The organism is Hathewaya limosa (assembly GCF_030815255.1).
Taxonomy (GTDB): Bacteria; Bacillota; Clostridia; order Clostridiales; family Clostridiaceae; genus Hathewaya; species Hathewaya limosa.
In genome coordinates, this window is sequence record NZ_JAUSWN010000001.1 from 16,556 (window position 1) to 41,952 (window position 25,397).

Annotated in this window: 18 protein-coding genes, 1 riboswitch and 1 other annotated feature; of the genes, 17 read left to right on the top strand and 1 reads right to left on the bottom strand. The window is 27.7% G+C overall.

The genetic code is table 11. The features are described from left to right. The first annotated feature begins 68 nt into the window (after positions 1–68). The 17 genes from proC to QOZ93_RS00155 all read left to right on the top strand — a co-directional run bounded on the left by proC (position 69) and on the right by QOZ93_RS00155 (position 24,474). Positions 69–875 carry a pyrroline-5-carboxylate reductase gene (gene proC / locus QOZ93_RS00075; protein ID WP_307354646.1) on the top strand — a complete coding sequence of 269 codons (807 nt, stop codon included), beginning with the start codon at positions 69–71 and terminating at the stop codon, positions 873–875. Positions 876–1,001: 126 nt separating this feature from the next. Next, entirely contained in the window at positions 1,002–1,973 is a 972-nt protein-coding gene (locus QOZ93_RS00080) for a DMT family transporter (RefSeq protein WP_307354647.1), read from the top strand. A gap of 334 nt (positions 1,974–2,307) precedes the next feature. After that, positions 2,308–2,565, top strand: a binding site (T-box leader). Between the two features lie 90 nt (positions 2,566–2,655). Continuing rightward, positions 2,656–4,617, top strand: a complete 1,962-nt coding sequence (metG, locus tag QOZ93_RS00085) for a methionine--tRNA ligase (protein WP_307354648.1) — start codon at positions 2,656–2,658, stop codon at positions 4,615–4,617. Positions 4,618–4,928: 311 nt separating this feature from the next. Then, positions 4,929–6,440: a DUF445 family protein gene (locus tag QOZ93_RS00090; protein WP_307354649.1), complete on the top strand. Its 1,512-nt coding sequence runs from the start codon at positions 4,929–4,931 to the stop codon at positions 6,438–6,440. A gap of 31 nt (positions 6,441–6,471) precedes the next feature. Then, entirely contained in the window at positions 6,472–7,239 is a 768-nt protein-coding gene (locus QOZ93_RS00095) for a TatD family hydrolase (protein WP_307354650.1), read from the top strand. 334 nt (positions 7,240–7,573) lie between these two features. After that, the gene (locus QOZ93_RS00100; RefSeq protein WP_111943972.1) at positions 7,574–8,611 is read left to right on the top strand and encodes a 3D domain-containing protein; all 1,038 of its coding nucleotides are present in this window, start codon (positions 7,574–7,576) and stop codon (positions 8,609–8,611) included. Between the two features lie 119 nt (positions 8,612–8,730). Then, positions 8,731–10,407: an alginate O-acetyltransferase AlgX-related protein gene (locus tag QOZ93_RS00105; RefSeq protein ID WP_307354651.1), complete on the top strand. Its 1,677-nt coding sequence runs from the start codon at positions 8,731–8,733 to the stop codon at positions 10,405–10,407. A 357-nt stretch (positions 10,408–10,764) separates the two neighbouring features. Then, entirely contained in the window at positions 10,765–11,856 is a 1,092-nt protein-coding gene (locus QOZ93_RS00110; protein WP_307354652.1) for an MBOAT family O-acyltransferase, read from the top strand. 86 nt (positions 11,857–11,942) lie between these two features. Beyond that, a complete protein-coding gene (gene rnmV / locus QOZ93_RS00115) occupies positions 11,943–12,485 on the top strand; it encodes a ribonuclease M5 (RefSeq protein ID WP_111943969.1) in 543 nt (180 codons plus the stop codon). A gap of 18 nt (positions 12,486–12,503) precedes the next feature. Next, positions 12,504–13,340 (top strand): 16S rRNA (adenine(1518)-N(6)/adenine(1519)-N(6))-dimethyltransferase RsmA, encoded by an 837-nt coding sequence (gene rsmA / locus QOZ93_RS00120; RefSeq protein ID WP_307354653.1) that lies wholly within the window; start codon positions 12,504–12,506, stop codon positions 13,338–13,340. A gap of 76 nt (positions 13,341–13,416) precedes the next feature. Further along, on the top strand, positions 13,417–14,844 hold the full coding sequence (locus tag QOZ93_RS00125; RefSeq protein WP_307354654.1) for a hypothetical protein: 1,428 nt from the start codon (positions 13,417–13,419) through the stop codon (positions 14,842–14,844). A 135-nt stretch (positions 14,845–14,979) separates the two neighbouring features. Beyond that, the gene (locus QOZ93_RS00130) at positions 14,980–15,570 is read left to right on the top strand and encodes a PsbP-related protein (RefSeq protein ID WP_307354655.1); all 591 of its coding nucleotides are present in this window, start codon (positions 14,980–14,982) and stop codon (positions 15,568–15,570) included. A 260-nt stretch (positions 15,571–15,830) separates the two neighbouring features. Then, complete coding sequence (locus QOZ93_RS00135; RefSeq protein ID WP_307354656.1) at positions 15,831–19,040, top strand: N-acetylmuramoyl-L-alanine amidase; 3,210 nt, start codon at positions 15,831–15,833, stop codon at positions 19,038–19,040. Between the two features lie 242 nt (positions 19,041–19,282). Continuing rightward, positions 19,283–21,880: an N-acetylmuramoyl-L-alanine amidase gene (locus QOZ93_RS00140; RefSeq protein WP_307354657.1), complete on the top strand. Its 2,598-nt coding sequence runs from the start codon at positions 19,283–19,285 to the stop codon at positions 21,878–21,880. 98 nt (positions 21,881–21,978) lie between these two features. After that, positions 21,979–22,737, top strand: a complete 759-nt coding sequence (locus QOZ93_RS00145) for a prolipoprotein diacylglyceryl transferase (protein WP_307354658.1) — start codon at positions 21,979–21,981, stop codon at positions 22,735–22,737. Between the two features lie 13 nt (positions 22,738–22,750). After that, positions 22,751–23,590, top strand: coding sequence for a YhfM domain-containing protein (locus QOZ93_RS00150; RefSeq protein WP_307354659.1), 840 nt, complete (start codon positions 22,751–22,753; stop codon positions 23,588–23,590). Positions 23,591–23,616: 26 nt separating this feature from the next. After that, positions 23,617–24,474 carry an Mrp/NBP35 family ATP-binding protein gene (locus tag QOZ93_RS00155; protein ID WP_307354660.1) on the top strand — a complete coding sequence of 286 codons (858 nt, stop codon included), beginning with the start codon at positions 23,617–23,619 and terminating at the stop codon, positions 24,472–24,474. A gap of 64 nt (positions 24,475–24,538) precedes the next feature. On the opposite strand, the gene thiT is transcribed toward QOZ93_RS00155, so the two are convergent. Beyond that, positions 24,539–25,195, bottom strand: a complete 657-nt coding sequence (gene thiT, locus QOZ93_RS00160; protein ID WP_307354661.1) for an energy-coupled thiamine transporter ThiT — start codon at positions 25,193–25,195, stop codon at positions 24,539–24,541. Positions 25,196–25,253: 58 nt separating this feature from the next. After that, a riboswitch (TPP riboswitch) is annotated at positions 25,254–25,342 on the bottom strand. Between the last annotated feature and the right edge of the window lie 55 nt (positions 25,343–25,397).

Sequence of the window (25,397 nt, forward strand, 5' to 3'; positions counted from 1 at the left end):
TAAATATAGGCATTAAGAAAAAATGATTTTCTTAATGCCTAGTAATAAATAAGTGGGGAGGCTAAGTAATGAGTTTTAATATTAGTTTTATTGGATGCGGTAATATGGGAAGAGCAATGATAGGTGGAATAATAAATTCAGGAATTGTTAAACCACAAGAAATATTTGTTGCTGATTTATTTGTACCAAGTTTAGAAAAGGTAAAAGAAAAATATGGGGCAAATACTACTGTAGATAATATAGAAGTATCAAAAAAAGCAGATGTTTTAATTTTAGCAGTTAAACCTAACATATTATCAAGTGTAGCAAGTGAAATTAAGAACTCTATTAAAAAAGATACAATTATTATTAGTATTGTTGCAGGGAAAACCATTGCAAATTTAGAAGAATATTTTGGAAATGAACATAAAATAGTTAGAACTATGCCTAATACACCAGCATTAGTAGGTGAAGGTATGGCTGCAGTATGTGGAAATAAGAATATTAATGATGATGATTTAAATAAAGTTAAAAGTATTTTTTCAAGTTTTGGAAAGGTAGAAGTTATTCCAGAAAAATTAATTGATGCATTTGTTTCTTTAAGTGGTTCATCACCGGCGTATATTTTTATGCTAATAGAAGCTATGGCAGATGCTGCTGTATATGATGGTATGCCAAGAGATAAAGCGTATAAAATTGCTGCTCAAGCAGTATTAGGTTCTGCAAAAATGGTTTTAGAAACAGGTAAGCATCCAGCACAATTAAAAGATATGGTGTGCTCACCAGCGGGTACAACTATAGAAGCTGTAGAAGTGTTAGAAGAAAATGGATTTAGGAGTTCTATTATGAAGGCAATGAAGGCTTGTACTAATAAATGTAAAGATATGAGCAAATAGTAGTTACAATGTTGCAAAAATTGCTTTTAATAACACAGATTAAACATATTTCTAAAAAACAGCTTAAAGTCATGTACTAAGCTGTTTTTTTGTGTGTTAATTTATAAAAATGTGAGGAGGAATTATATGAAGTGTAAAAGTAGAAAATTTTGGGCTAATTTATGTTTATTTATTTGTGCTATTATTTGGGGAGGGGGATTTCCTGCAACAGATATAGCTTTAAGAGGAGGACTTAGACCATTTTATGGTATGGGATTCCGTTTTTCAATAGCATTTGTTTTATTAAGTATAGTCTTTTATAAAAAGCTTAAGAATATAAACAAGCAAGACATAAAAGGCGGATTGGTGGTTGGATTTGTTGTATTTTTAGCCTTTGCAGTTCAAACAATAGGTCTTCAGTATACGACTCCTGGAAAACAAGCATTTTTGACAGGATTATATGTGGTTATTGTACCATTTCTTTATTGGATGCTTACAAAACATGCACCAGATAAGTATCAATTTATAGGAACTGCGTTATGTCTAATTGGTACATGTCTATTGACTCTTAATAAAGGGTTTTGTATTACAAAGGGAGATACTTTAAGTATCCTAGGTGCTGTATTTTTTGCACTTAATATTGTGGTAGCGGAATATTATAATAAAAAATCAGATCCTGTAGTTATAACTATACTACAAATGGGCGTATCAGCGGTATGTTCGTTTTTGGCAGCTATTATATGTAAAGAAACTTCACCAGCATTTGCTACGTTACACGGATGGTTAGGAGTAATTTATTTAGGTATTTTTAGTACAATGATTGCATACATAATTCAAAATGTAGCCTTAAAGTATACATCATCTACTGAGGCGGCTATTATTTTAAGTTTGGAAACAGTTTTTGGATCTTTATTTTCTGCAATATTATTAGGAGAACAATTTACGCTAAAAATGATAGTTGGCTGTTTAATTATATTTATAGCTTTAATTACTGCAGAAACTAAATGGAGTTTTTTAAAAAAATCTGAAAAAGATCAAAAAAATACTGATAAAATGAACTTAAATGAAGAAAGCAAAGAAGAAGAGGTTAAAAATCAAAGCATTAATAATGAATTTTAAGTAATATTATTAAAGTTGAAGCAAAATAATATGAATTTTTAGACGAATAAGAAAAAGACCATAATTATAATTATGGTCTTTTAGCACGTTTGTGCCATATGGGGGATACATATATAATTAGGGGGATCATATATGTATTAATAGTATTAACAGAATTTTAGATTTTAAACACATATTTTAAAATTTTATATATTTTTATTTTAAAATTGTTTTATTAATTAATAGTATAATAATAAGAGTAATATATTTCCAGACATTATAGTTATTTAAAAAAGGTAACTTGACATAATAGAATGTATATACTATCATTAATATAAATATTAATAAATGTTTTTAAAAGACTATGAAGAGAAGAGTAGTAAATTAAAGTATTTAAAGAGAGCCAGGTTAGGTGAAAGCTGGTGATATGGAGATTTATGAATATGGCCTCTGAGTTGATTATTCGAGCTTTTATAAAGTAAGGGTAATACGGTAATGACCGTTATATTATAGGGTGATAAGTTTCTAAATTTGTTGAAGCCGTCACTTAGTGAGATATTTATGAAGACATAAATATGAAATAGAGTGGTAACGCGTATATAACGCCTCTAAGCAATTGTGCTTAGAGGTTTTTTTATTTTATAAAAACATTAATAAAAAAGAAATTGATTATTATAATAAACATTGAAGGAGGAACGGTATTATGTGTAATAAAAAACCATTTTATATTACAACGCCAATATATTATCCATCAGCAAAACTTCATATAGGTAATACTTATACTACAATTGCTGCTGATGCTGTAGCTAGATTTAAAAGATTAACAGGTTATGATGTAATGTTTTTAACTGGTTCTGATGAACATGGTCAAAAAATTCAAAGACTTGCAGAAAAAAAAGGTGTAACACCTAAAGAATATGTAGATGAAATAGTTGCAGGAATTAAAAGTTTGTGGGAACTAATGGATGTTAGCTATGATAAATTTATAAGAACTACAGATGAATATCATGTAGAAACTGTATCAAAAATATTTAAGAGATTATATGATCAAGGCGATATTTATAAGAGTTCTTATGAAGGATTATATTGTACTCCTTGTGAATCTTTCTGGACAGAAACACAAGCAGTAGGTGAAAAATGTCCTGATTGTGGAAGACCAGTTGAAAAGACTAAGGAAGAAGCTTATTTCTTTAAAATGTCTAAGTATGCTCCAAAACTTATTGAATATATTGAAAATCATCCAGAATTTATTCAACCTGAATCAAGAAAAAATGAAATGTTAAATAACTTCTTAAAACCAGGATTACAAGATTTATGTATTTCAAGAACAAGTTTTGATTGGGGTATTCCAGTAGAGTTTGACAAAGGGCATGTAGTATATGTTTGGATAGATGCATTATCTAATTATATTTCAGCGTTAGGATATGAAAATTCACAAGAAAATTTAATGGAAAAATTTTGGCCAGCAGATGTACATTTAGTTGGTAAAGATATTATAAGATTCCATACAATTTATTGGCCAATTATGCTAATGGCTTTAGATTTACCACTTCCAAAGCAGGTATTCGGACATGGATGGTTAATGCTTGAAGATGGTAAAATGTCAAAATCTAAAGGAAATGTAGTACATCCTGAAACATTAGTTAATCATTTTGGTGTAGATGCTGTTAGATATTATTTATTACATGAAATTCCATTTGGAGCTGATGGTATTTTTAGTAATGAAATTTTTATTAAGAAGACAAATTCAGATTTAGCTAATGATTTAGGAAATCTAGTATCTAGAACAGTTACTATGATAGATAAATATTTTGATGGTGAAATTCAAGCACCAATAGAAAGTGGAGAGTTTGATGATGAAGTTATAAAACTTGCATTAGAAACTCCTAAGAAAGTTGAAGATGCAATTAATGCATTAAGAATTCCAGCTGCCTTAGACAGTATTTGGGCTCTTATTAGAAGAACAAATAAATATATAGATGAAACTCAACCATGGGTACTTGGAAAGGATGAAACTAAAAAAGAAAGACTTTCAACAGTTCTTTATGTTTTAACAGAATCTTTAAGATTTACTTCAGTTTTATTAAGTGCATTTTTACCAGAAACAAGTAAAAAAATTAATGCTCAATTAGGTATTACAAATACTACATTTGAAAGTTTAAAAGAATTTGATGGTACAATTCCTGGAGTTAAAGTAAATAAAACAGGAGTTATATTCCCAAGAATAGATGTAGATGCTAAGTTGGCTGAACTTGAAAAGGTTGCCGAAGAGCAAAGAAAAATTGCAGCAGAAATGAATGGCACAGAAAAAACTCAAGAAATGCTTCCAATTAAAGAAGAAATAACAATCGAAGATTTTGAAAAAATAGATTTAAGAATAGCCAAGGTTTTAGAGTGCGAACCTGTTAAAAAAGCAAATAAGCTTTTAAAACTTAAGGTTGATTTAGGTGGAGAAGTTAGACAGGTAATATCAGGTATTGCTAAGTTCTATAAACCTGAGGAATTAGTAGGACAAAAAGTTATAATGGTTGTTAATTTAAAGCCAGTTAAATTAAGAGGAGAATTATCCCAAGGAATGATTTTAGCTGCATCAACAAATGATGATAGTGAACTTACTTTAGCAACTATTACTAAAAATCTGCCAACAGGAAGTGTTGTAAGATAATAAAATTTTAAAACTATTTCATATAGTTTTATGAAACAAATGACACTAAAATAATTTGGAGATGGAAATCTGTAAATTATTAGTGTCATTTTGTTTTGTATAATACATAATAAATTTTTAGAAAATAGTATAAGAATATAATTGACTATTATTTTAAAACATAGTAAAACATAAATAAGTGTAAATACATATTCTATATAAGAGAAGAAATAATTACTTAAGATCATTAAGGGATTTTAAGTAATTTAAATCAACTATAATTAATAAAGAAAATAACTTTAAGATTAATAAAATGATGTAGAGGTGAAGATATGAAATATTTGATTTCAATTTTAATAGGAGCTATTATTGGATATCTAACCAATTGGCTAGCTATAAAAATGTTATTTAGACCTTATGAAGAAAAAAGAATTTTTAATATTAAGATTCCATTTACCCCAGGACTTATACCAAAAGAGAGATATAGAATTTCTAAAAGTGTTGGAAAAGCAGTAGGAGAACATTTACTTACAGAAGAAACATTGACTAAGTCCTTGGAAAGAAAAGAAGTTAGAGATAAAGTTTATGAAATTATTACAGATAAAATAGATAAAGTTTTTAATGGAGAAAAACCTATCGGGGAGCTAACTAAAAAAATCTTTAAAGAAAACAATGACCAAGTTATTTTAAATTATGAAGATAAACTTTCTAAAGCTTTAATGGAATATGTAAAAAAAGAAGAATTTAAAAAAGAAAGTTATCCCTTAGTAAAGGAAGGAATAGATAAGGTCTTTTCTTATCCATTAAATAAAATCATAAAAGATAAGTATAGAAGTAATATAAAAAATACTATATTTAATCTAATTAATAACTATAAGAGTTCAAAGGAATTTAATGATAAAGTTATAAATTATTTTCAAAATAAATTAGAGAAAAAAATTGAAGAGGGCACAAAGCTAAATGAAATTGTTCCCGATTTTATACAAGATGGTGCTCAAGATTATGTTTTTGATCATAGAGAAGAAATTGCTAATGAAATTAAAGACTTTTTAAAACAAGATCAATCTAAAGAAAGTATAAGAAATATAATAGATGATATTATAAAAAATAAACTTAATCCTATGATGGCTATGTTTTTAAATACTGATTCTATATATGATAAATTTACATCTATAATTTCTGAGATTCTAGATGAAGAGAAAAATAAAATAGGAATAGCTAGATTTATAAACAATGAACTTGAAAAAGTTATGCAAAATCATTTAGAAACAGTAGTTAATGGATTTAACGAAGAAGATAGAAAAGGTGTTATAGTTGATATTGCAAATTTATTTGAAAATAAAGTTTTAAGTGAAGATTTCTTAGTTGAAATTTTAAATAATATAGAAGAAAAAATGGATGATAAGAAATTAACATTAAATACTTTAATAGAAGAGGTTGGTAGTTCAAAGGAAAAGATTATAACCTTCTTTTATAATAAGATTATAGTAAGTAATTCATTTGAAAGTGTAATTAAAAGTTTAAGCAAAAAAGTTATACACTATGTTTTGAATAAGAAAATAATGGATATAATTTCAATAGAGAGTATAGGTGGGGCTATAAATAAAGAAGAAATTGTAAATAAAATATATAATAAAATTATCAAAGGAAGTAGTGAAGATATAATTAAATCCTTAGATATATCTAATATAGTTGAAGAAAAAATCAATGAACTAGATGTAAGATTTACTGAAGATATAATTATAGAAATAGCTAATAAAGAATTAAAAGCTATTACATGGCTTGGTGCACTTTTGGGTGGAATACTTGGTATTTTAACACCATTTATAAGTAGCTTGCTTTAAATCACTAATATTAATATGAGGGGGAAATTTTATGATATTTGATTCACATGCACATTATGATGATGAAAGTTTTAATAGTGATAGATATAGTCTTATAGAGGGACTTCACAATGAAAAAGGAATAGTGGGTATTTTAAACTGTGGAGTTTCTCTTGAAACTTCAAAAACTTCTGTTCAACTTGCTGAAAAGTATGATTTTATTTATGCAGCAATAGGAGTTCATCCAGAAGAGGCCGAAGAGTTTAATGAAGATATAGTAAACGAATTAAAAATATTAGCTAAAAATGATAAGGTTAAGGCTATAGGAGAAATTGGACTAGATTATTATTGGGATGAAAATCCTAGTAAAGAAGTGCAAAAAAAAGTTTTTATAAGACAAATGGAGTTAGCTAAAGAATTAAATTTACCAGTAGTAATTCATGATAGAGATGCACATGGGGATACCTTAGAAATAATTAAAATGTTTCCAGAAGTTAAGGGGGTTGTACACTGCTTTTCAGGATCAGTAGAATTTGCTAGAGAATGTTTAAAAGCTGATTATTATATAGGAATTACAGGTGTTGTAACTTTTAAAAACGCTAAAAAGATTATTGATGTTGTAAAGGAAGTACCGATGGATAAGCTTTTGGTAGAAACAGATTGCCCTTATATGACTCCAGTACCTTTTAGGGGAAAAAGAAATCAATCAAATTATATTGAATATGTTATTGAAAAGATTGCAGAAATAAAAGAAATGCAAAAAGATGAGGTTGCAAATATAACAATACAAAATGCAAAAAAATTTCTTAAGATATGGTAAAATAATAAATAATATGGTATAATGTTTGGATAAAAAAATGTGTAATTTATACCAATTTTCTAGAAAGATAGTTTTAGAATTAAAAGGAAGATTTGAATTAATATAGCATGAAAATAAGATGTTATTTGTATTCATAGTAATTATAAACATAGTTGTTACATATAATTATTACAAGTCATAAAAATATAACCTTCTATTCATATAACTGGTAAATAAATATCAGTATATATTATGCAAATAATGCATTTAATGTCAAAGTGCTATGACCCTTATTTGACGCTAAAGAAGATTTAGGGTATAATACACAAAGACTCTTTGAAGGAGGGAACCAAGTATGAGTATGATGTCAAAAGGAAAATTAAAACATTACTTTTCCAGCATGCCCAAGACCCTTTTTATATTTGTTTTAGTTGTAACTTGTATGACGATGACGATTTTTTCTTTAAGAAAAACTATAACTATAACAATAGATGGACAAACTAAAACTATAACGACATTGAGCAGTAATTTGAAAAATATTTTAGACAACAATGGTATAGCCTTAGATAGACATGATAAAATTTCTGTTAATGCGAACAGTAAAGTAAAAGATGGAGATAATATAAATATTAAAAGGGCTGTTAATGTAACTGTATCTGTTGATGGTAAACAGTTGAATGTAAAATCTCCAGAGGATACTGTAAAAGAGTTACTTGTAGCTCAAAAGATTAAAGTTGAAAAATTAGACAAGTTATCTCTAGATCCTAAGACTGCAATTAAAGAAGGGTTAAATGTTAAGATTACCAGAGTAAATGAAAAAATTGAAAAGAAATCAGAACCAATTCGATTTGCAAAAGAGGTTAGAGAAACTAAAGAGTATGAGACAGGAACTGAAAAAGTAATCCAAAATGGTAAAACTGGAGAAAAACTTATAGCTACTAAGGTAGTATATGAGGATGGAAAAGAAGTTTCAAGGCATGTAGTTGAAGAGAAAATTTTAAAACAACCTATAAATCAAATATTAGCTGTAGGAACTTTAAACGTGGTTAAGGCTTCTCGTGGTTCAAAAATGAGTTATGCTAGAAAACTAAGAGTTAAAGCTACTGCGTATACAGCTGATTTTAATCCACAAGGGGTTAGAGATGACCCTTATGCAGGAAGGACAGCAAGTGGAACAAAAGCAAGAAGAAATTCAAGTGGATATAGTACCATAGCAGTAGATCCATCAATTATACCTTTAGGAACTAAGGTTTATGTAGAAGGTTATGGCTTAGCTATTGCTGAGGATACAGGTGGAGCAATAAAAGGGAATAAAATAGATCTTTATATGAATTCTTATTCTGAAGCTACCGATTGGGGTATGCAATATGTAGATTTATACATTCTAGAATAATATATAAAGAAATACTTAAAGGGAGCTAGTAAGCTTCCTTTTTTTATATTTACAATTAAAATTAGTGTATAATTAATAAGTAGAATAGGAAAATAATCAAAAAGAAAGAAGGAATGCATATGGAAGATAAATTTACGAATAAAAGAAAAAATCATATTATAGTTATTTTATTTATTATAATAATTAGTTCTGTATGTATAAATGAAAAAGTTCATCTAATAAAAACTCCAAAACTAAAAGGAGCAACTATAGAAAAGAATAAACCTACATTTTCTTTAAGGAGTTATTTAAAGGGATCATATCAAAAAGATCTCGAGGAATGGTATAGTGGTAACTTTTCTTTAAGAAATAATTTTATTAAATTGTATTCAAAATTAAAATCTAATATATTTGATAAATCTGCATTACCAGGTGCAATAAAAGGTAAAGAAGGAATGCTGTTTGAACCAGATTATGTAGATGAATATTTAGGACTTAGAAAAACTACTTCTGATAAAGATTTAAAAAAATTAGTATATAATATAGATGAAATAAGAAGAATGTGTAATAAATCTGGAAAAGAATTTTATCTGATAATAACTCCAAGTAAGGCTCATTTTTATCATGAATATTTACCAGAAAGGGCAGTGAGAGAAGGAACGTTACATAAAGACAGACAAGGAAAAAGTAGAGATTATTATAGGTTTTTAAACATTTTAAACGATACAGATATTAAATACTTTGATAGTGTTAAGTATATAGAAGATAACAAGAAATTATTTAATACGCCTTTATATTCAAAATATGGAACTCATTGGACATTTGTGACAGCAGCGAAGGTAGTAAATGGATTTGTAGATTATGTTAATAAAACCTCAAAGTTAGATTTAACTAATATATATGTAGATGATATATTAGAAAGTAATAAATCTTTTAATGAAGAAGATGTAGATATACAATCTGTTTTAAATTTTAAAAGTAAGGAAAAGTATAAATTTCAATCTCCTATAGTCAAATCGGAGAAAAAAGATACACGAAATATGCCTAATATATTTATTGAAGGTGGAAGTTTCAATTGGCAACTTATTAAATATTTAAGAATGAATAGAGTTGTTAATGAAATGGACTTCATGTTCTATAAAAAGTTTGTAAGAAGATATAAATTTCAACAAATGGTTAATGAGCAGGTTGCAATAGATAAAAATAATAAGGAGTTAAGTAATGCATATTTAGATAGATATTTACCTAATAAGGATATGATTATTCTTGAAGTTAATCAAACGGCTCTTAATAATATGGGAGAAGGATTTATTGAAATTTTTAAAGATTATCTAAATACAAAGGGATTTCCTAAGTATGAATATATTAAAAATTTTGAGTCCGCTAGTACACCAGAAGATTTAACTTACAAAAGTACAGGATTTTTCACAGTAAATAAAGATGAAAATGGATATTATAATTGGATGTCTGATGAAGGGATTGTACAATTAAAAAACAGGCAAATAGAAGATAGTGGAATTAGCATTAAGACCTATATTCCTTTAGACTATTTAAAGAAATCTTCTAATAATCCTCAATTAGATATTTATGTTAATGGAAAGTTGGTTTGTAAAGTTCCTATAAATAAGTCAGGAATTTATAATATAAATATTCCTAAGAATAAATTTAATATATCAAAAGATCATTTGTATAAGGTTGATTTAAAAATGAATTCTGCTTTTAGATTTTGTGATGTTGATAACTCGCAGAATGAAGTTAATAAAAATAATAATCGTTGGTTTTCTATGAAAGTATATTATATAGGGGAAGGAAGATAGGGAGGAAGTATGGTATTTAGTTCACCGATATTTTTATTCATATTTTTACCATTGATGTTAATCATTTATTTTTTTTCGGATAAAAAGTTTAAAAATTTCGTTTTACTCCTTGGTTCTTTAATATTTTATTCTTGGGGTGGTGCGAAATATCTTATTTTAATGCTTTTTTCTATTATAGTAAATTATTTAATTGGTATTTTAATAGGAAAATATAAGAAAAATAATAATATAAAAAAATGTATACTTATATTAGGTGTATTATTTAATCTAAGCATATTAGGGTATTTTAAATATTTTAATTTTTTTATTCATAATGTTGAACATATAGGGAAAATATTCAATAATAATTTCAGTATTATGAATAACAAAATAGTATTACCTATAGGAATTTCATTTTTTACATTCCAGATGATGTCTTATATAATTGATGTTTATAGGGAAGAGGTAACACCACAAAAAAGTATTATAAACCTTGGATTATATATTATGCTATTCCCACAACTTATTGCAGGACCAATAGTTAGATATATAGATATAGAAGAACAAATTAATACTAGAAAAGTAAATCTATATAAATTTACACATGGAATGGAAAGATTTATAATAGGCCTTTCAAAAAAAGTATTAATAGCAAATTCCAATGGTTTTATAGTAGATTATGTTTTTAAAGAGCCTTCTTTTTATAGTAATACAGTATTGGTTTGGTTAGGGATAGTTTGTTATGCATTACAAATATACTATGATTTTTCAGGATATTCGGATATGGCAATAGGTCTCGGAAAAATGTTTGGTTTTGATTTTTTAGAGAATTTTAATTATCCATATATCTCTAAGAGTATAAAAGAATTTTGGAGAAGGTGGCATATTTCATTATCTACTTGGTTTAGAGATTATTTATATATTCCCTTAGGTGGAAGTAAAGTGGGGAAATTTAAAACTTATAGAAATTTAGTAATTGTATTTTTTGCTACAGGATTATGGCACGGTGCTAGTTGGAATTTTATTATTTGGGGATTATTTCATGGAATGTTCCTTATTTTAGAGAGAGGAAAGTTTGGAGAATTATTGCAGAAAGTACCTACTATACTACAAAGAATTTACACTATGCTTGTTGTTTTAGTCGGATGGGTATTTTTTAGGGCGAATAATTTTAAATTAGCATTAAAGTATATTAAGGGAATGTTTAAGGTTGATTTTACGAAAGTTAATCAAATATATGGGGTTATAGATAAAGAGTATATGTTTTTTATAATAATAGGAATAATATTTTCTACACCTTTAATTAAAAAATTAAATTCCTTATTTAATAGTAAGATTAAGACTGAGAATAATTTAATTATAGTTATAACAGAAGGTATGTGGATAGCTATATTAATGAGTATGTTTATTATTTCTATATTATACATAACAGGGTCAAACTTTAATCCATTTATATATTTTAGATTTTAGGCAAATATTATTAGATTTTATTTTATTTCTTATTATAGTATAATTAAATAGTTTAATATTGAATAATAAACTTTGGAGGAAACTAAATGATAAAAGAAGTTATTGTGGTTGAAGGCAGAGATGATATTACTGCTGTAAAAAAAGCAGTTGATGCTGAAATAATAGCCGTTGGTGGTTTTGGAATAAATAGAAAAGTAATAGAAAAAATAAAAGAAGCTCAAAAAAGATGTGGTGTTATTATTTTGACAGATCCTGATTTTGCAGGAGAAAAAATTAGAAAGATAATTTCTAAAAGAGTACCTAATGTTAAACATGCCTATATTGGAAGAGATGAAGGTACTAAAGATGGGGATATCGGAGTAGAAAATGCATGTCCAGAGGCTATTCTAAGAGCTCTTAAAAACACTAAATTTGAGGTTACCGAAAAAAGAGAATTCTTTAATATAGAAGACATGATTTTTTGGGGGCTTACAGGAAAAGATGATTCTAAGAATAGAAGAGAGCTTTTAGGTAAGAAATTAGGAATTGGATATGGAAATACAAATCAAATGATTACAAGATTAAATAATTATGGTATTAGTAGAGATGAATTTGTAGAAGCTATGAATAAAATAGAGAGTGAAATTTAATTTAAAAGGAGATTACATATGGAAAAGTTAACTACTAGAGAAGTTGTTGAGAGACACGGGTTTAAATTTGCAAAGAGTTTGGGACAAAACTTTTTAGTAGATGAAAGTGTATTATTAGATATATTAGATTCAGCTGAAGTAACTAAAGAGGATTATGCAATAGAAATAGGTCCAGGAGTAGGGACTCTAACTAGAGAATTATTAAAAAGAGCTAAGGGAGTTACAGCTATTGAATTAGATACTAGATTAATTCCTATATTAGAAGAGGAATTAGCTTCTTTTGATAATTTTACCTTAATAAATAAGGATGCACTTAAAGTAGATTTTAATGAAATAATAGGGGAAGAAAATTCTATAAAGATAGTTGCAAACCTACCTTATTATGTTACAACTCCCATAATATCTAATTTACTTACAGGTGGTTACAATTTTAAATCTCTTACTATTATGATTCAAAAAGAAGTTGCAGAGAGAATGGATGCAGAACCAAGTACTAAAGAGTATGGTGCATTATCTATTTTAGCTCAATATTATTGTAATACTAAAATAATAAGAAGGGTATCTCCTAATTGTTTTGTACCTAGACCAAAGGTAGAATCTATAGTAATAAAGTTAGAAAAATTAGAAGAACCAAGAGTGAAAACAGATGATGAAAAATTATTTTTCTCATTAGTTAGAGCGTCGTTTAATATGAGAAGAAAGACATTATGGAATGCCACTAAAACCCTAGGTTTCGATAAGGAAGTTATGGAAAGAATTTTTGAAGAAAGTGGAATTGATCAAAAAAGAAGAGGAGAAACTTTAAGCTTAGAGGAATTTGCTAAACTTGCTAATACTATGGCTAAATTCAAATAAATTTACATAAATAGGTTCACTTTTCAGAAGTTCATTCATATATTATAAAGAATAAGTTGTATATGGAGGGACCAAAGTGGCTTCTAAGAAAAGTTATTCAAGATACTTTATAATATTACAGGAAGATGAAAAGGGGTACGCATTAGATAGAGATAAGAGTTCTTCTGGTTATGTGAAACTTGAAAAGAAAAATAATAAATGTAAAGTTTCTTTTTATGCCCAAAATATAAATCCAGGTATGGAACCATATTATATGGTCTTAGTTTGCAAAGAAAAAAGCGTTAAAAAGCTATTAGTGCTTGGTAAACTAAGTATAAGTGAGCAAGGAAAAATTGACATGAGCTGTGAATATGATGTAGATAACATTGCTGGTACTAAAATGTCAATGCAACATATAATAGGAGCAACTGTAAGTAAAGTTATTGAAAAGGACATAGTTTCATTAATGAGTGGTTTTATGGGTTCAGATATGCCTAAGGATTGGAAAAAATATGAACTTGTAAAAGTTACTAGGGAAGATGAAGTTGCAGAAAAAGAAGAAACTAAAAATGTGGAACCAGATAAAACTAGAGAAGATCCTAAAATTGAACAAGAAGAAAAAGTGGAAGAACCAAAAAAACAGGAGTCTCCTAGAGGAACATTTGACGAGTATGAAAAGAAGATAGAGGAAAATGTAAAGGAAGAAGAAATACAAAGTTTACCTGAAGAAGAAGTAAGAAGTGAATCAGAATCAAATGATAGTACTAATCAGGATAAAAGTAAGGAAAATGAGATTTTATCTGAAGAGTCAACAGAGAAAGAAAATACAGAAATAGAAGAAGTATTAAATAGAGAAGAAACAGAAGAAATATTAGATAAAGAAGAAAGTCTAGAAAGATCACAAGAAGTTATAGGTGAAAAGGCAGAATCAGAAGACAATATAATTGATGAGGATGATGAATTTTGTAATAGATATCTAGAAGAATTTATGGAAGAACCACAAATGGATTTTAGATATGATGAGAATTCAGAATATCATTCCTTTGAAGATATGTTACGCAAAAAGAAAAAATGTTGTTGTAAAAAATGTACTCATGAAGATATGCCAATAGGTAGACTAGGAGCTTATTTTAAAGGATTGATTTCTTGTTTTGACGAGATACAGGATATGGGTGAAGAAATACCAATGTGTAAATGGTATAAGATACCTGTGGAAAAATTAGAAGATATGTATGATTGTTCGGATTTTGATAGATATACAATTATATATTATCCTATGATTTGCTATTACTCCTATATAAGTAAACATAAACATTATTGTATAGGTTATAAATGTAACAAAGAAGGAAAACTACTATATATCCTTTATGCTATACCAGGTGGAAAGGATAGAATGTGTCAACCTTATGGTGGAAGAACAGGATTTGTAACTTGGATACCATATAAATGTCAAGAAAGTGGATATTGGTTAATGTTCTATGATTTTAGAAAATCAAGTGTAGTAGTGCCTATTAGAAAAAAATAAATAATTACTATAAAACGCTTTGTAAGAAATGATGTTATATTTATTTCTTAACAAGGTGTTTTATTTTTAGTAATAAATTTATTAAAAGTCTCATATGTTTTACTATATCTAAAAAATGAAATTGGAGGGATACATATGAGGGATAAAGTGGAGAATAAAAAAGTTGTTGTAAATATTATTGTGCTGATAGTTTTAATGATGGTTTTAACAATTGGAGAATTAAAGTTAAATAGTAAACTAAAATTAACCGCTTTTTCTGAAAATAATATAAATGAGCTAAAGCAATATAAAAATCCTAATGGAAAATTAAGCTATTTCTTACCTAAAAATTGGGTTACGAATGAAGAAAAATTTAATGGTGGAGAAATAACATATCATAATGAATTTAAGTCTCCCGATAAAAAAATCTATGGATATGTACAACTGTGGAATAAGAAATCAGATTTAAAAGATTTTCTTTATAGTAGTAAAGAAATTTCATCAAAACAAAATGTTATTAATAATTATAAATTAGAAAAGTTTATTTTTAATAATAAAAAGGCCTATAAGCTTATATACGATATGCAAATATCAGGGACTAATACTTTTAGGGTAGAAGAGTATTTTATAGACATTGGGGATCAATTTGTTAGGATATCTTTTTCAGTAAATAAGCAAAATTATAGGGAGCAAATGGGAAGAGTATTTAAAACAATAGTTGATACTATTAAAGTTAATAAAAAATAATTAATTCTAAACAAGGTTATAAGTTTGAACATTTAATTAAAATTAATTAGAAAAACTTATATATTAAAGGATTTTAAGTAAAAGTGTAGAATTTTTAATATTGGAGTAGAATGTAGGGAAGGAGGATCTAATTAATTCTATATCTTTAATATTAATGTTTAGTATCTTTTAATATTTAATCCCTTTACGCTTAATCGTAATCAATCTTATTACAACAAAAGAAAATAGATGATGATAAAGAGGGGTTTGATAAAATGAAAATGAAGAATAGAAAGGTACTTTCGTTAATTTACAGTTTTATTTTTATAAGTTTTATTTTTAGTTCAAATATGGTATATGCTGAAGAAGTTATATCGGATATGAATGCCATTAAAATTAGTTTAAATAACTTACAGGATGAAGAAACATTAAGTATAGAAAAGGAAGTTAAAGCTTCAGTAATAAGTATTAATCCTGTGGACAATGTAGAGGTTTATTTCAATGACAAAAAAATGGATAATATACCTTTTCAAGTGATACATAAGGATGATGATGAAAAAACTTATGGAGAATTTTCGTATAAGTTAAATCCTAAAGACCTATCAGAAGGTAAACATGAAATAGATTTCATTGTTACAGATATTAATGGTAATTCTAAAAAGGAATCAAGAAATATAACTATTGAAGGCATAAAACAAAATGTAGAGGATGAACAAATTACTGAAAAGCGTAGAGATATTAAGGCCTTTGTTGAAAGTGAAAAGACATCAATTAGGGGAAGGGCAGAAATAACAAAGGGGCAAGCGTTTTCGTATCTAAGACTTAGAAATTCTCAAAAATCCGATGAATATATAAGCAATTTTGTTACTTGGGTTTGGGAAGAAGGAGAAGCTGAAGGTATTCGTTCAGACATAGCGTTTGCACAAATGATGAAAGAAACAGGATTTCTAAAGTTTGGCGGAGATGTTAGTGAAGAACAAAATAACTTTGCCGGTATTGGAGCAGTAGGCGGAGGTGTAGCAGGGGCAAGCTTTCCAACTATTCAAATAGGCATAAGGGCTGTAATTCAACATCTTAAGGCATATGCTTGTAAAGATCCACTAAATAAGGAATTAGTAGATCCTAGATTTAATTTAGTTACAAGAGGATGTGCTCCATATGTAGAAGATTTATCTAATAAATGGGCTGCAGGAGATTCTAACTATGGACAGGATATAGTTAAAATGGTGGAGTATGCTAAGACCTTAGAAAGTAGAAATCCAAAAGCGATTCTAAAAAGCTTTAAGGTTTATGATAATGGTGCAGAGTGTAATATTGATAACAAGTTTGTTTATAATAAAAAGTATACTTTAGTTGCAGAAGCTGAAAGTATGAATACAATACTATATCAATTTTGGATTAAAGATAAAAGAACAAATCAATGGACTATGTTAAGAGATTATAGTGAAGATAATATATTTACTTGGACTTCACCATCTGATGGAAAAGATTATTTAATAGGGGTGCATGTAAAAGATAAATGTAGTAAAGAAAGATTAGATGACTTCAAATATACTCCAGTTCAATTTATTTTAGAAAAAGCCAAATTACAAAGTTTTGGTGTATATGATGGAAATACTGAAATAAAGGATTTTGTATTTAAAAAGGGAAAAACATATACATTAAGGTCAAATGCTATAGCTAATTCAAAAGTATTATATCAATTTTGGATTAAAGATAAGCGTACAGATAAGTGGACTATGTTAAGAGATTATGAAGAAAATAATACATGTACTTGGACAGCACCGACCGACGGAAAAGACTATTTAATAGGAGTACATGTAAAAGATGAAAGTAGTAAACAAAGGTTAGATGATTTTAAATATAACATTATGAAGCTAGAGTCAATGAAATCTTACGTTCAGAGTTTCGGTGTATATGATGGTAATAACGAAATAAAAAATTCAGTATTCAAAAAAGGAAAAACATATACATTAAAAGCAGTAGCTATAGCAGAATCAAAGCCATTATATCAATTTTGGATAAAGGACAAAAGAAATGGCCAATGGACTATGTTAAGAGACTTTGCAGAAAGTAATACATTTACATGGATAGCACCAATGAATGGTCAAGATTATTTAATAGGTGTACATGTAAAAGATAATCATAGTATTGAAAGATTAGATGATTTTAAATACAATCCTATTCACTTGGAAGTAGAAAAATCTCATATTCAAAGTTTTAGTGTGTATGATGGAAATACTGAAATAAAGAATTATGTATTTAAAAAAGGAAAATCATATACATTAAAATCAACTGCTATAGCAGAGTCAAAAGCATTATATCAATTCTGGATTAAAGACAAAAGCAATAATCAATGGACTATGTTAAGAGATTTCGAGGAAGGCAATACAATTACATGGACAGCACCAACAGAGGGGCAAGATTATTTACTTGGAGTACATGTAAAAGATAAATATAGTGTAGAAAGATTAGACGATTTTAAGTATAGTTCTATGAAGGTAGAGTCTGGAACAGCCCAAGTTCAAAGCTTTAAAATGTATTATGGATCAAAAGAAATAACATCACATGTTTTTCAAAGGGGTAAAAAATATACGTTAAAAGCAACGGCTAATGGAGCTTCAAAGCCATTATATCAATTCTGGATTAAAGACAAAAGTAATAATCAATGGACTATGTTAAGAGATTTTGCAGAAAGTAATACAGTCACTTGGACAGCACCTACAAAAAGTTGTCAAGATTATTTATTAGGGGTTCACATAAAAGATAAATGTAGTCAACAGAGATTGGATAGTTTTAAGTATCAGCCAATAACACTTTATGGAACTATCATAAATAATAATAGTAAGAATAAGAAGAAGATAGTCTTAGATGCTGGACATGGAAATAGAAATCTTACTTATGGCGGATATGATTCAGGCGCAGTTGGCGTTGGCGGTATAAGGGAAAGTGATCTTACTCAAAGTTTGACATTAAAGTTAGGACAATATTTGCAAAGACAAAACTTTGACATAATTTATACAAGAGATTACTTAAAAGGTTATACACAAGTAAGGGAAGATTTAATACAAAGAGTTGATGTTGCTAATAGTAACAAAGCGGATTTATTTGTAAGTCTTCATTTCGATAGTAGCAATAATCCAAGTGCTAATGGTATTAGTACGCACTATAGTAGCTATAAACCTAATTTAGATAATTCAGGGTTACAGACTATGAATGATATAGTCTATGATAGAACACCTTGTACAGAGGCTATAAAAAGTAGGGAATTATCTAATTTAATAGGCAAAAGACTAGCTGAACTAGGTTTTGTTAATAGAGGATCTAATGATCATAATTTATATGTAACAAAAAATACTAACATGCCATCTTTACTTATAGAGAATGGGTTTGTTACTAATCCTACTGAAGCAAATAAAATTAAAGATCCAAATATGCAGAATAAAATGGCTGAAAAAATTGGACAAGCAATTAATGATTTTTTTAAGTAACATAAGATTGATACAGAGGCGTAAAGTAAGTTAAAAATCATTTTAAAATAGGAAGAAGATAAAACTTCTTCCTATTTTTTATTTTGTTTTTAAAAAAAGTCAAAAAATATAAATATTTTGGAGGAATTTATAGAATAATATAGAAGTTTAAATATTGAAACAGTTCATTTTAATCCTTTTACGCTTAAAATAACAAATCATGTAAAGTTACTTTCTATTATGACATAAAGGGGATAGATAAAATGAAGAATGTCAACAAACGAATAAGGACTTTTATTTATAGTTTAATGTTTATTGGTTTTGTTTTTGGAATTCATGTAACTTATGCAGATGAAATATTGCAAGATAAAAATTCAACGAATCAAGTCGTAGATAAACAAGAATACAAGCAACATATCAGTTATTTAGATACGAAACAGGAAGATTGTACACTTATCATGGGACAGGCAGAAATGACAAAAGGACAGGCATTTACATATCTTAAACATAGAAATCACAATAAAGATACTAGATATATATATAATTTTGTTAATTATGTTTGGGAGGAAGGACAAAGGGAAGGGGTTCGTCCAGATATAGCTTTTGCCTTAATGATGAAAGAAACAGGGTTTTTAAATTTTGGTGGAGATGTAAGTGAAACACAAAATAATTTTGGAGGTATTGGAGCTACTGGTGGTGGTGCTAAGGGAAATAGCTTTCCTAGTATTCAAATCGGTATAAGAGCTGTTATTCAACATCTTAAAGCCTACGGAAGTAAAGAGAAATTAGTGAATGATGTTGTAGATCCAAGATTTGAAAAAGTTACAAGAGGAGTTGCACCTTATGTTGAATTATTAGCTAATAAGTGGGCTGTTGGTAATCCTAATTATGGCAGACAAATTGTAGCTATGGTTGAAAAAGGAAAAGAATTAAGTGATGAAAGTCCTAAAAGCATAGTAGAAGATTTTAAAATTTTAGATGGTAATTTAGATGTTACTAAAGAAAAACTTTTACGAGGAAAAACTTATACTTTAATGGCAGAGTCAAAGAGTGAAGAAAATACATTATATCAATTTTGGCTTAAAGATAGAAGGACTAATAAATGGATTCTGTTAAGAGATTATGATACTAAAAATACAATAACATGGGTTGCACCTATGGATAATTGTGATTATTTAATTGGAGTACATGTAAAAGGTCAATATAGTATGAAAAATTTAGATGACTTTTATTATGAATATATACAAGTTATCAAAGGTATAGCCAAGGTAAAAGGTTTATCAATATATGACGGGACTACAGTAATTTCTAATAGAAAATTAAAAAAGGGAAAAACTTATACAGTAAAGGCAGAAGTAGAAAAAAACTGTATTCCAATGTATCAATTTTGGCTTAAGGATAAGAGAACAAATAAATGGATGATGCTAAAAGATTATGGAGAAAATAATACCATAGTATGGACATCACCTTTAGAAGGAAAAGATTATTTATTAGGAGTACATGTAAAAGATAAGTATAGTGATAAGAGATTGGATAGTTATAAATATGAAGGTATTCAATTAGTATCACAAAGTCCACAAAATACAATTTTAAATAGTTTTGAAGTGTATGATAGAAATAGCATTATAACAAATAATTTATTTAATAAAGGAAAGGCTTATACAATAAAAGTAAAGGCATTTTCTGCTACAAAGCCATTGTACCAATTTTGGCTTAAGGATAAAAGAACAAATAAGTGGACAATACTAAGGGATTATAGTGAAAGTGATATGTTTAGTTGGATATCACCTAGTGACGGAGAAAATTATTTGTTAGGAGTGCATGTAAAAGATAAATATAGTGATAAAAGACTAGACCTATATCAATATAAATCTATAAAAGTTATAGGAGAATCTATAATAGCCAATGTAAAGAATTTTAAAATATACCAAAATAGTAGTGAAATAACAGATGGTAGACTTAAACAAGGTGAACAATATAATTTAAAGGCATGTGCTATAGCAACTTCAAAACCATTGTATCAATTTTGGATTAAGGATAAAAGAAATGGTAAATGGACAATGTTAAAAGATTATAGTGAAAAGGATACAATTACATGGATGTCACCAAATGAAGGAAAAGACTATTTGTTAGGAGTACATGTAAAAGATAAATACAGTATAAAAAGGTTAGATACTTTTAAGTATGTACCAATTACTATTTTAGGTGGAATTAATACTAAAAAGGCAAAAATAGTTTTAGATGCTGGTCATGGAAATAAAAATATTACTTACGGTGTTATTGATTCTGGATGCATAGGAGTAGGTGGCGTAAGAGAATGCGATTTAACTCAAATGTTAACAATGAAGGTAGGACAATATTTAAAAGAACGTAATTTCGATGTTATTTATACACGAGATTATCTAAAAGGTTATAAAGAGGTTAAAAATGATTTACAACAAAGATGTGATATTGCTAATTATAATAAAGCAGATTTATTTGTAAGTTTTCATTTTGATTCAATTGGTAACCCTAAAGTTGAAGGAGTTAGTACACATTATAGTAGTTATAGGCCTAACTTAGATAATTCAGGATTACAAACTATAAATGATATAATATATGATAAAACACCTTGTATTCAGGCTATAAAAAGTAAAGAATTATCTGATATAATATGTAAAAGATTATCAGAATTGGGGTTTAAAAATAGAGGATCTAAAGATCATAATCTATATTTAACTAGAAATAGTAATATGATCTCTTTACTTATAGAATGTGGATTTATTACAAATCCATCAGAGGTTAAAAAGGTGGAAAATCCAATAATACAAACTAAAATGGCCGAAAAAATTGGAGAGGCTATAAGTGATTTTTTAAAGTAAAATAAGGATTTGATTTAAGCGTAAAGTAGTATTATAATTAAATAAAGTCAAAATTGGGGGAGCCTTGGCTTCCCTTATTTGTTTAATTGGAGGGCTATATGAAAATAACCTTATTTGAAATATTTGGAATAAAAATACGTAGTTACGGGCTAATGATAGCTATAGGAATAAGTGTGGCATTACTATTATTAGATAAACAAAGTAAAAAAATGGGATATAATGAAGATGATATATGGGGATTATTTTTATGGTCTATATTAAGTGGAGTTTTAGGTGGTAAAATTTTATGGATTATTACTGAATTTAAAACTGTTATGGAAAATCCTAAAGTTTTACTTAATATAGGATATGGTTTTGTTGTTTATGGAGCCATAGGTGGTGGAGCGCTTGCAATTTGTATATATTGTTTAAGAAAAAAATGGAATGTGTTAAAGGTATTTGATATGGTTGCACCATTAGTAGCCATTGCACAAGGATTTGGAAGAATAGGGTGTTTACTTGCGGGATGTTGTTATGGGGCGCCTACACATTCACATTTAGGAATAGTTTTCCCAGAGGGATCCATGGCACCTTCTGGAATAAGGCTGCATCCAACTCAAATTTATTCATCTATATTTGATTTTATTCTAGGAATATTATTGTTTTGGTATTTTAATAAAAAACCCAAAGAAGGAAAAGTATTCGGGGCATATATGATTTTATACAGTATAGGAAGGTTTTTAGTTGAGTTTTTAAGAAATGATCCTAGAGGAAATGTAGGGAATTTTTCTACATCACAATTTATTGCTATATTTACATTGATTTTGGGTATATGTATGTTTAATATACATAAGTTTAAAAAAGTAAAAAATAATTAGCGAGGTAGCATAGGTGTATAAAAAAATATGTAGCTTATTTTTGATTTTGATTATAAGTTTTAGTTTTATAGGATGTAATAAAATAGAAAATTTAAAAGTTAAGTTAGGACTTAAAAATAAGGATTTTGAATTTATGAAATCTGATACGATTAAGGAAGTAGTAATTCAAAGTAATAGAGATAAAGGGTTTAGATTTGTAGTAACCAATGAAGAGGTTATAAAAGAAGCGTACAGTATTTTGACATCAGGGAAAAAAGTGGAAGTTAAATCTAAATTAGATCCAGATTATATATTTGAAGTTCATGAACGTGGAGGAAAAGTACGCAAATTTTATTATATAGCAGGATTAGATAAACAAGATGGGGGAAATTTATATAGTGAAGATGGGAAGAATATATATGTTGTTTCTTCTAGATTAGATAATGATATATTAGGTGACTTTGAGAATATTAGAAAACCAAGAAAGTTTAAAGATGTATATTATGAATCTATTTCACAATGCATAAAAAGGTTTTTTAAAGATAGTAAGGATACAAAGTTAATAGACAAAGAATTTGCTATCAGTATAAAAGATGATTTTGATGTACAAAAATTTTTACTATCCTTGGACATTGAGGAATTTAAGAGTGACTTAGCTGAGGACTATCCTAATGTTAAGATAAAGGATGATACCTTAAAATCTGATTTTACAATTGATGTACAAACTGAAGGATATAAAAGTATAGTATATAAATCAATTATTAGTTTTATAGATAATAAAACTAATAAGAAAAAATCCTATTATATATGGTCTACTTATGAAAATAAGAATTGGACAATAAAAATTGAAGAAAAGAAACCACAAGGGTTTTAATAAAACAACTTAGGAGGGGATATGTAATGAGCAGTTGTGAAGGTTGCAAAAATAAAGATAATTGTTCAAAGGCAAGTGAAAATAAAGGCTGTAATTTTATAATGCCTAAATTTGGAAAAATTAAAAATGTTATAGGGATAATCAGTGGGAAAGGCGGAGTTGGTAAATCTACAGTTACAGGTATATTAGCTACTAAGCTTAAAAATGAAGGATATAGTGTAGGGGTTTTGGATGCAGATATTACAGGACCATCTATGCCAAGATTTTTTGGTATTAACAATAAAAGGTCTTCTATTGAAGCAACAGGAGAAGAAAATTCTTTTAAGTTTATTCCAGTAGAAACTGAAGGAGGAATCAAGGTTAATTCCTTAAATCTTCTTACAGAGAATGAAGGAGATCCTGTTATTTGGAGAGGCCCTGTTATAAATGGAGTTTTAAATCAAATGTTTACGGACACAGTTTGGGGTGAATTAGATTATCTTTTAATTGATATGCCACCTGGTACAGGAGATGTAGCATTAACAGTAATGCAAAGTTTACCTTTGAATGGTGTTATTGTTGTTTCAACGCCTCAAGATATGGTATCAATGATTGTAACTAAAGTTATTAGAATGGCAAAGAAATTAGATATTAATGTATTTGGTGTTGTAGAAAATATGAGTTATGTTAAATGTAAATGTGGTGAGAAAATTAAAGTATTTTCTAATAAATCAGCGGAAGAAGGGGCTAAAGAATTGGGGCTACCATTGCTTGCTGAAATGCCTATAAATAAAGATTTAGTAGAGCATATGGAAAAAAGAACTATAGAGAAATTTATAAATGAAGAAGAAGATTATAATATGTTTCTTAAAAATTTTAAACTTCAATATTCAATGAATAAATAGTAAATTAGATTAAATATAAAAGGGGCTGTCGCACTAAAAAATAGTGCGACAGCCCCTTTTATATTTAAATTCTAGCTTTATTTTTATTTACTGAATTAAAATTACTAATTAAATTTTTAATTGGTAATAGATTAATTATAATGCAGGAAATAATAAATTCTATGCTTAAAAATGAAATGTTATAAACTAATGAATAAATATATGGATTTTGTCCCTTAGCGTATTCAGAGAAGAAAATTATACCGGATAAGAAATGACATAATAATCTACCTAAAATAGCTATTAATATACCTAAGCTTATTTTTATATGAGATTGTATGGGAGTATCTTTACTATAATTAGGTTTAATAAATCCGCCTATACCAATCATCATAAAGGCTAGTGGATAGTCTAATAATAATTGAATAGGATGTACAACATATCCTCCTAAAAATAAATTTAGTATACCTAAAATAAAACCTCCTAACATTCCAATTTCAGGTCCATAGATAAAAGACAATAAAAGAATTGGAATTAAACTACCAGGTGTAACACTTCCACCTTGGGGCATTTTAAATAATCTAAATTGACCTAGCACTGTAGCTATAGCAATGGTAAGTCCAATAGTTACTATTGAAGAGGTAGTTAATTTTACTTTTTTTATTCTAATAAATAAAAGTAAAAGAACTAGAACAATTAAAACAGATAATATGTTTGGAACGGAAAATAGTTCTTTTGGCATATAAAAAACCTCCTTAAAATAATGTGCAGGAGGTATAAGAAATACTCATATAATATACATATAAGATATTATGCTTTCCTACGCTGGGATTAACCAGATCAGGTTCGAGGGTATTTCTCAGTCTAATTGACACCCCTAGCACAAAAAATTTAATTTTAAAAGTGCTTATTAAATACTGCATGTATATTATAGTTTATATTGT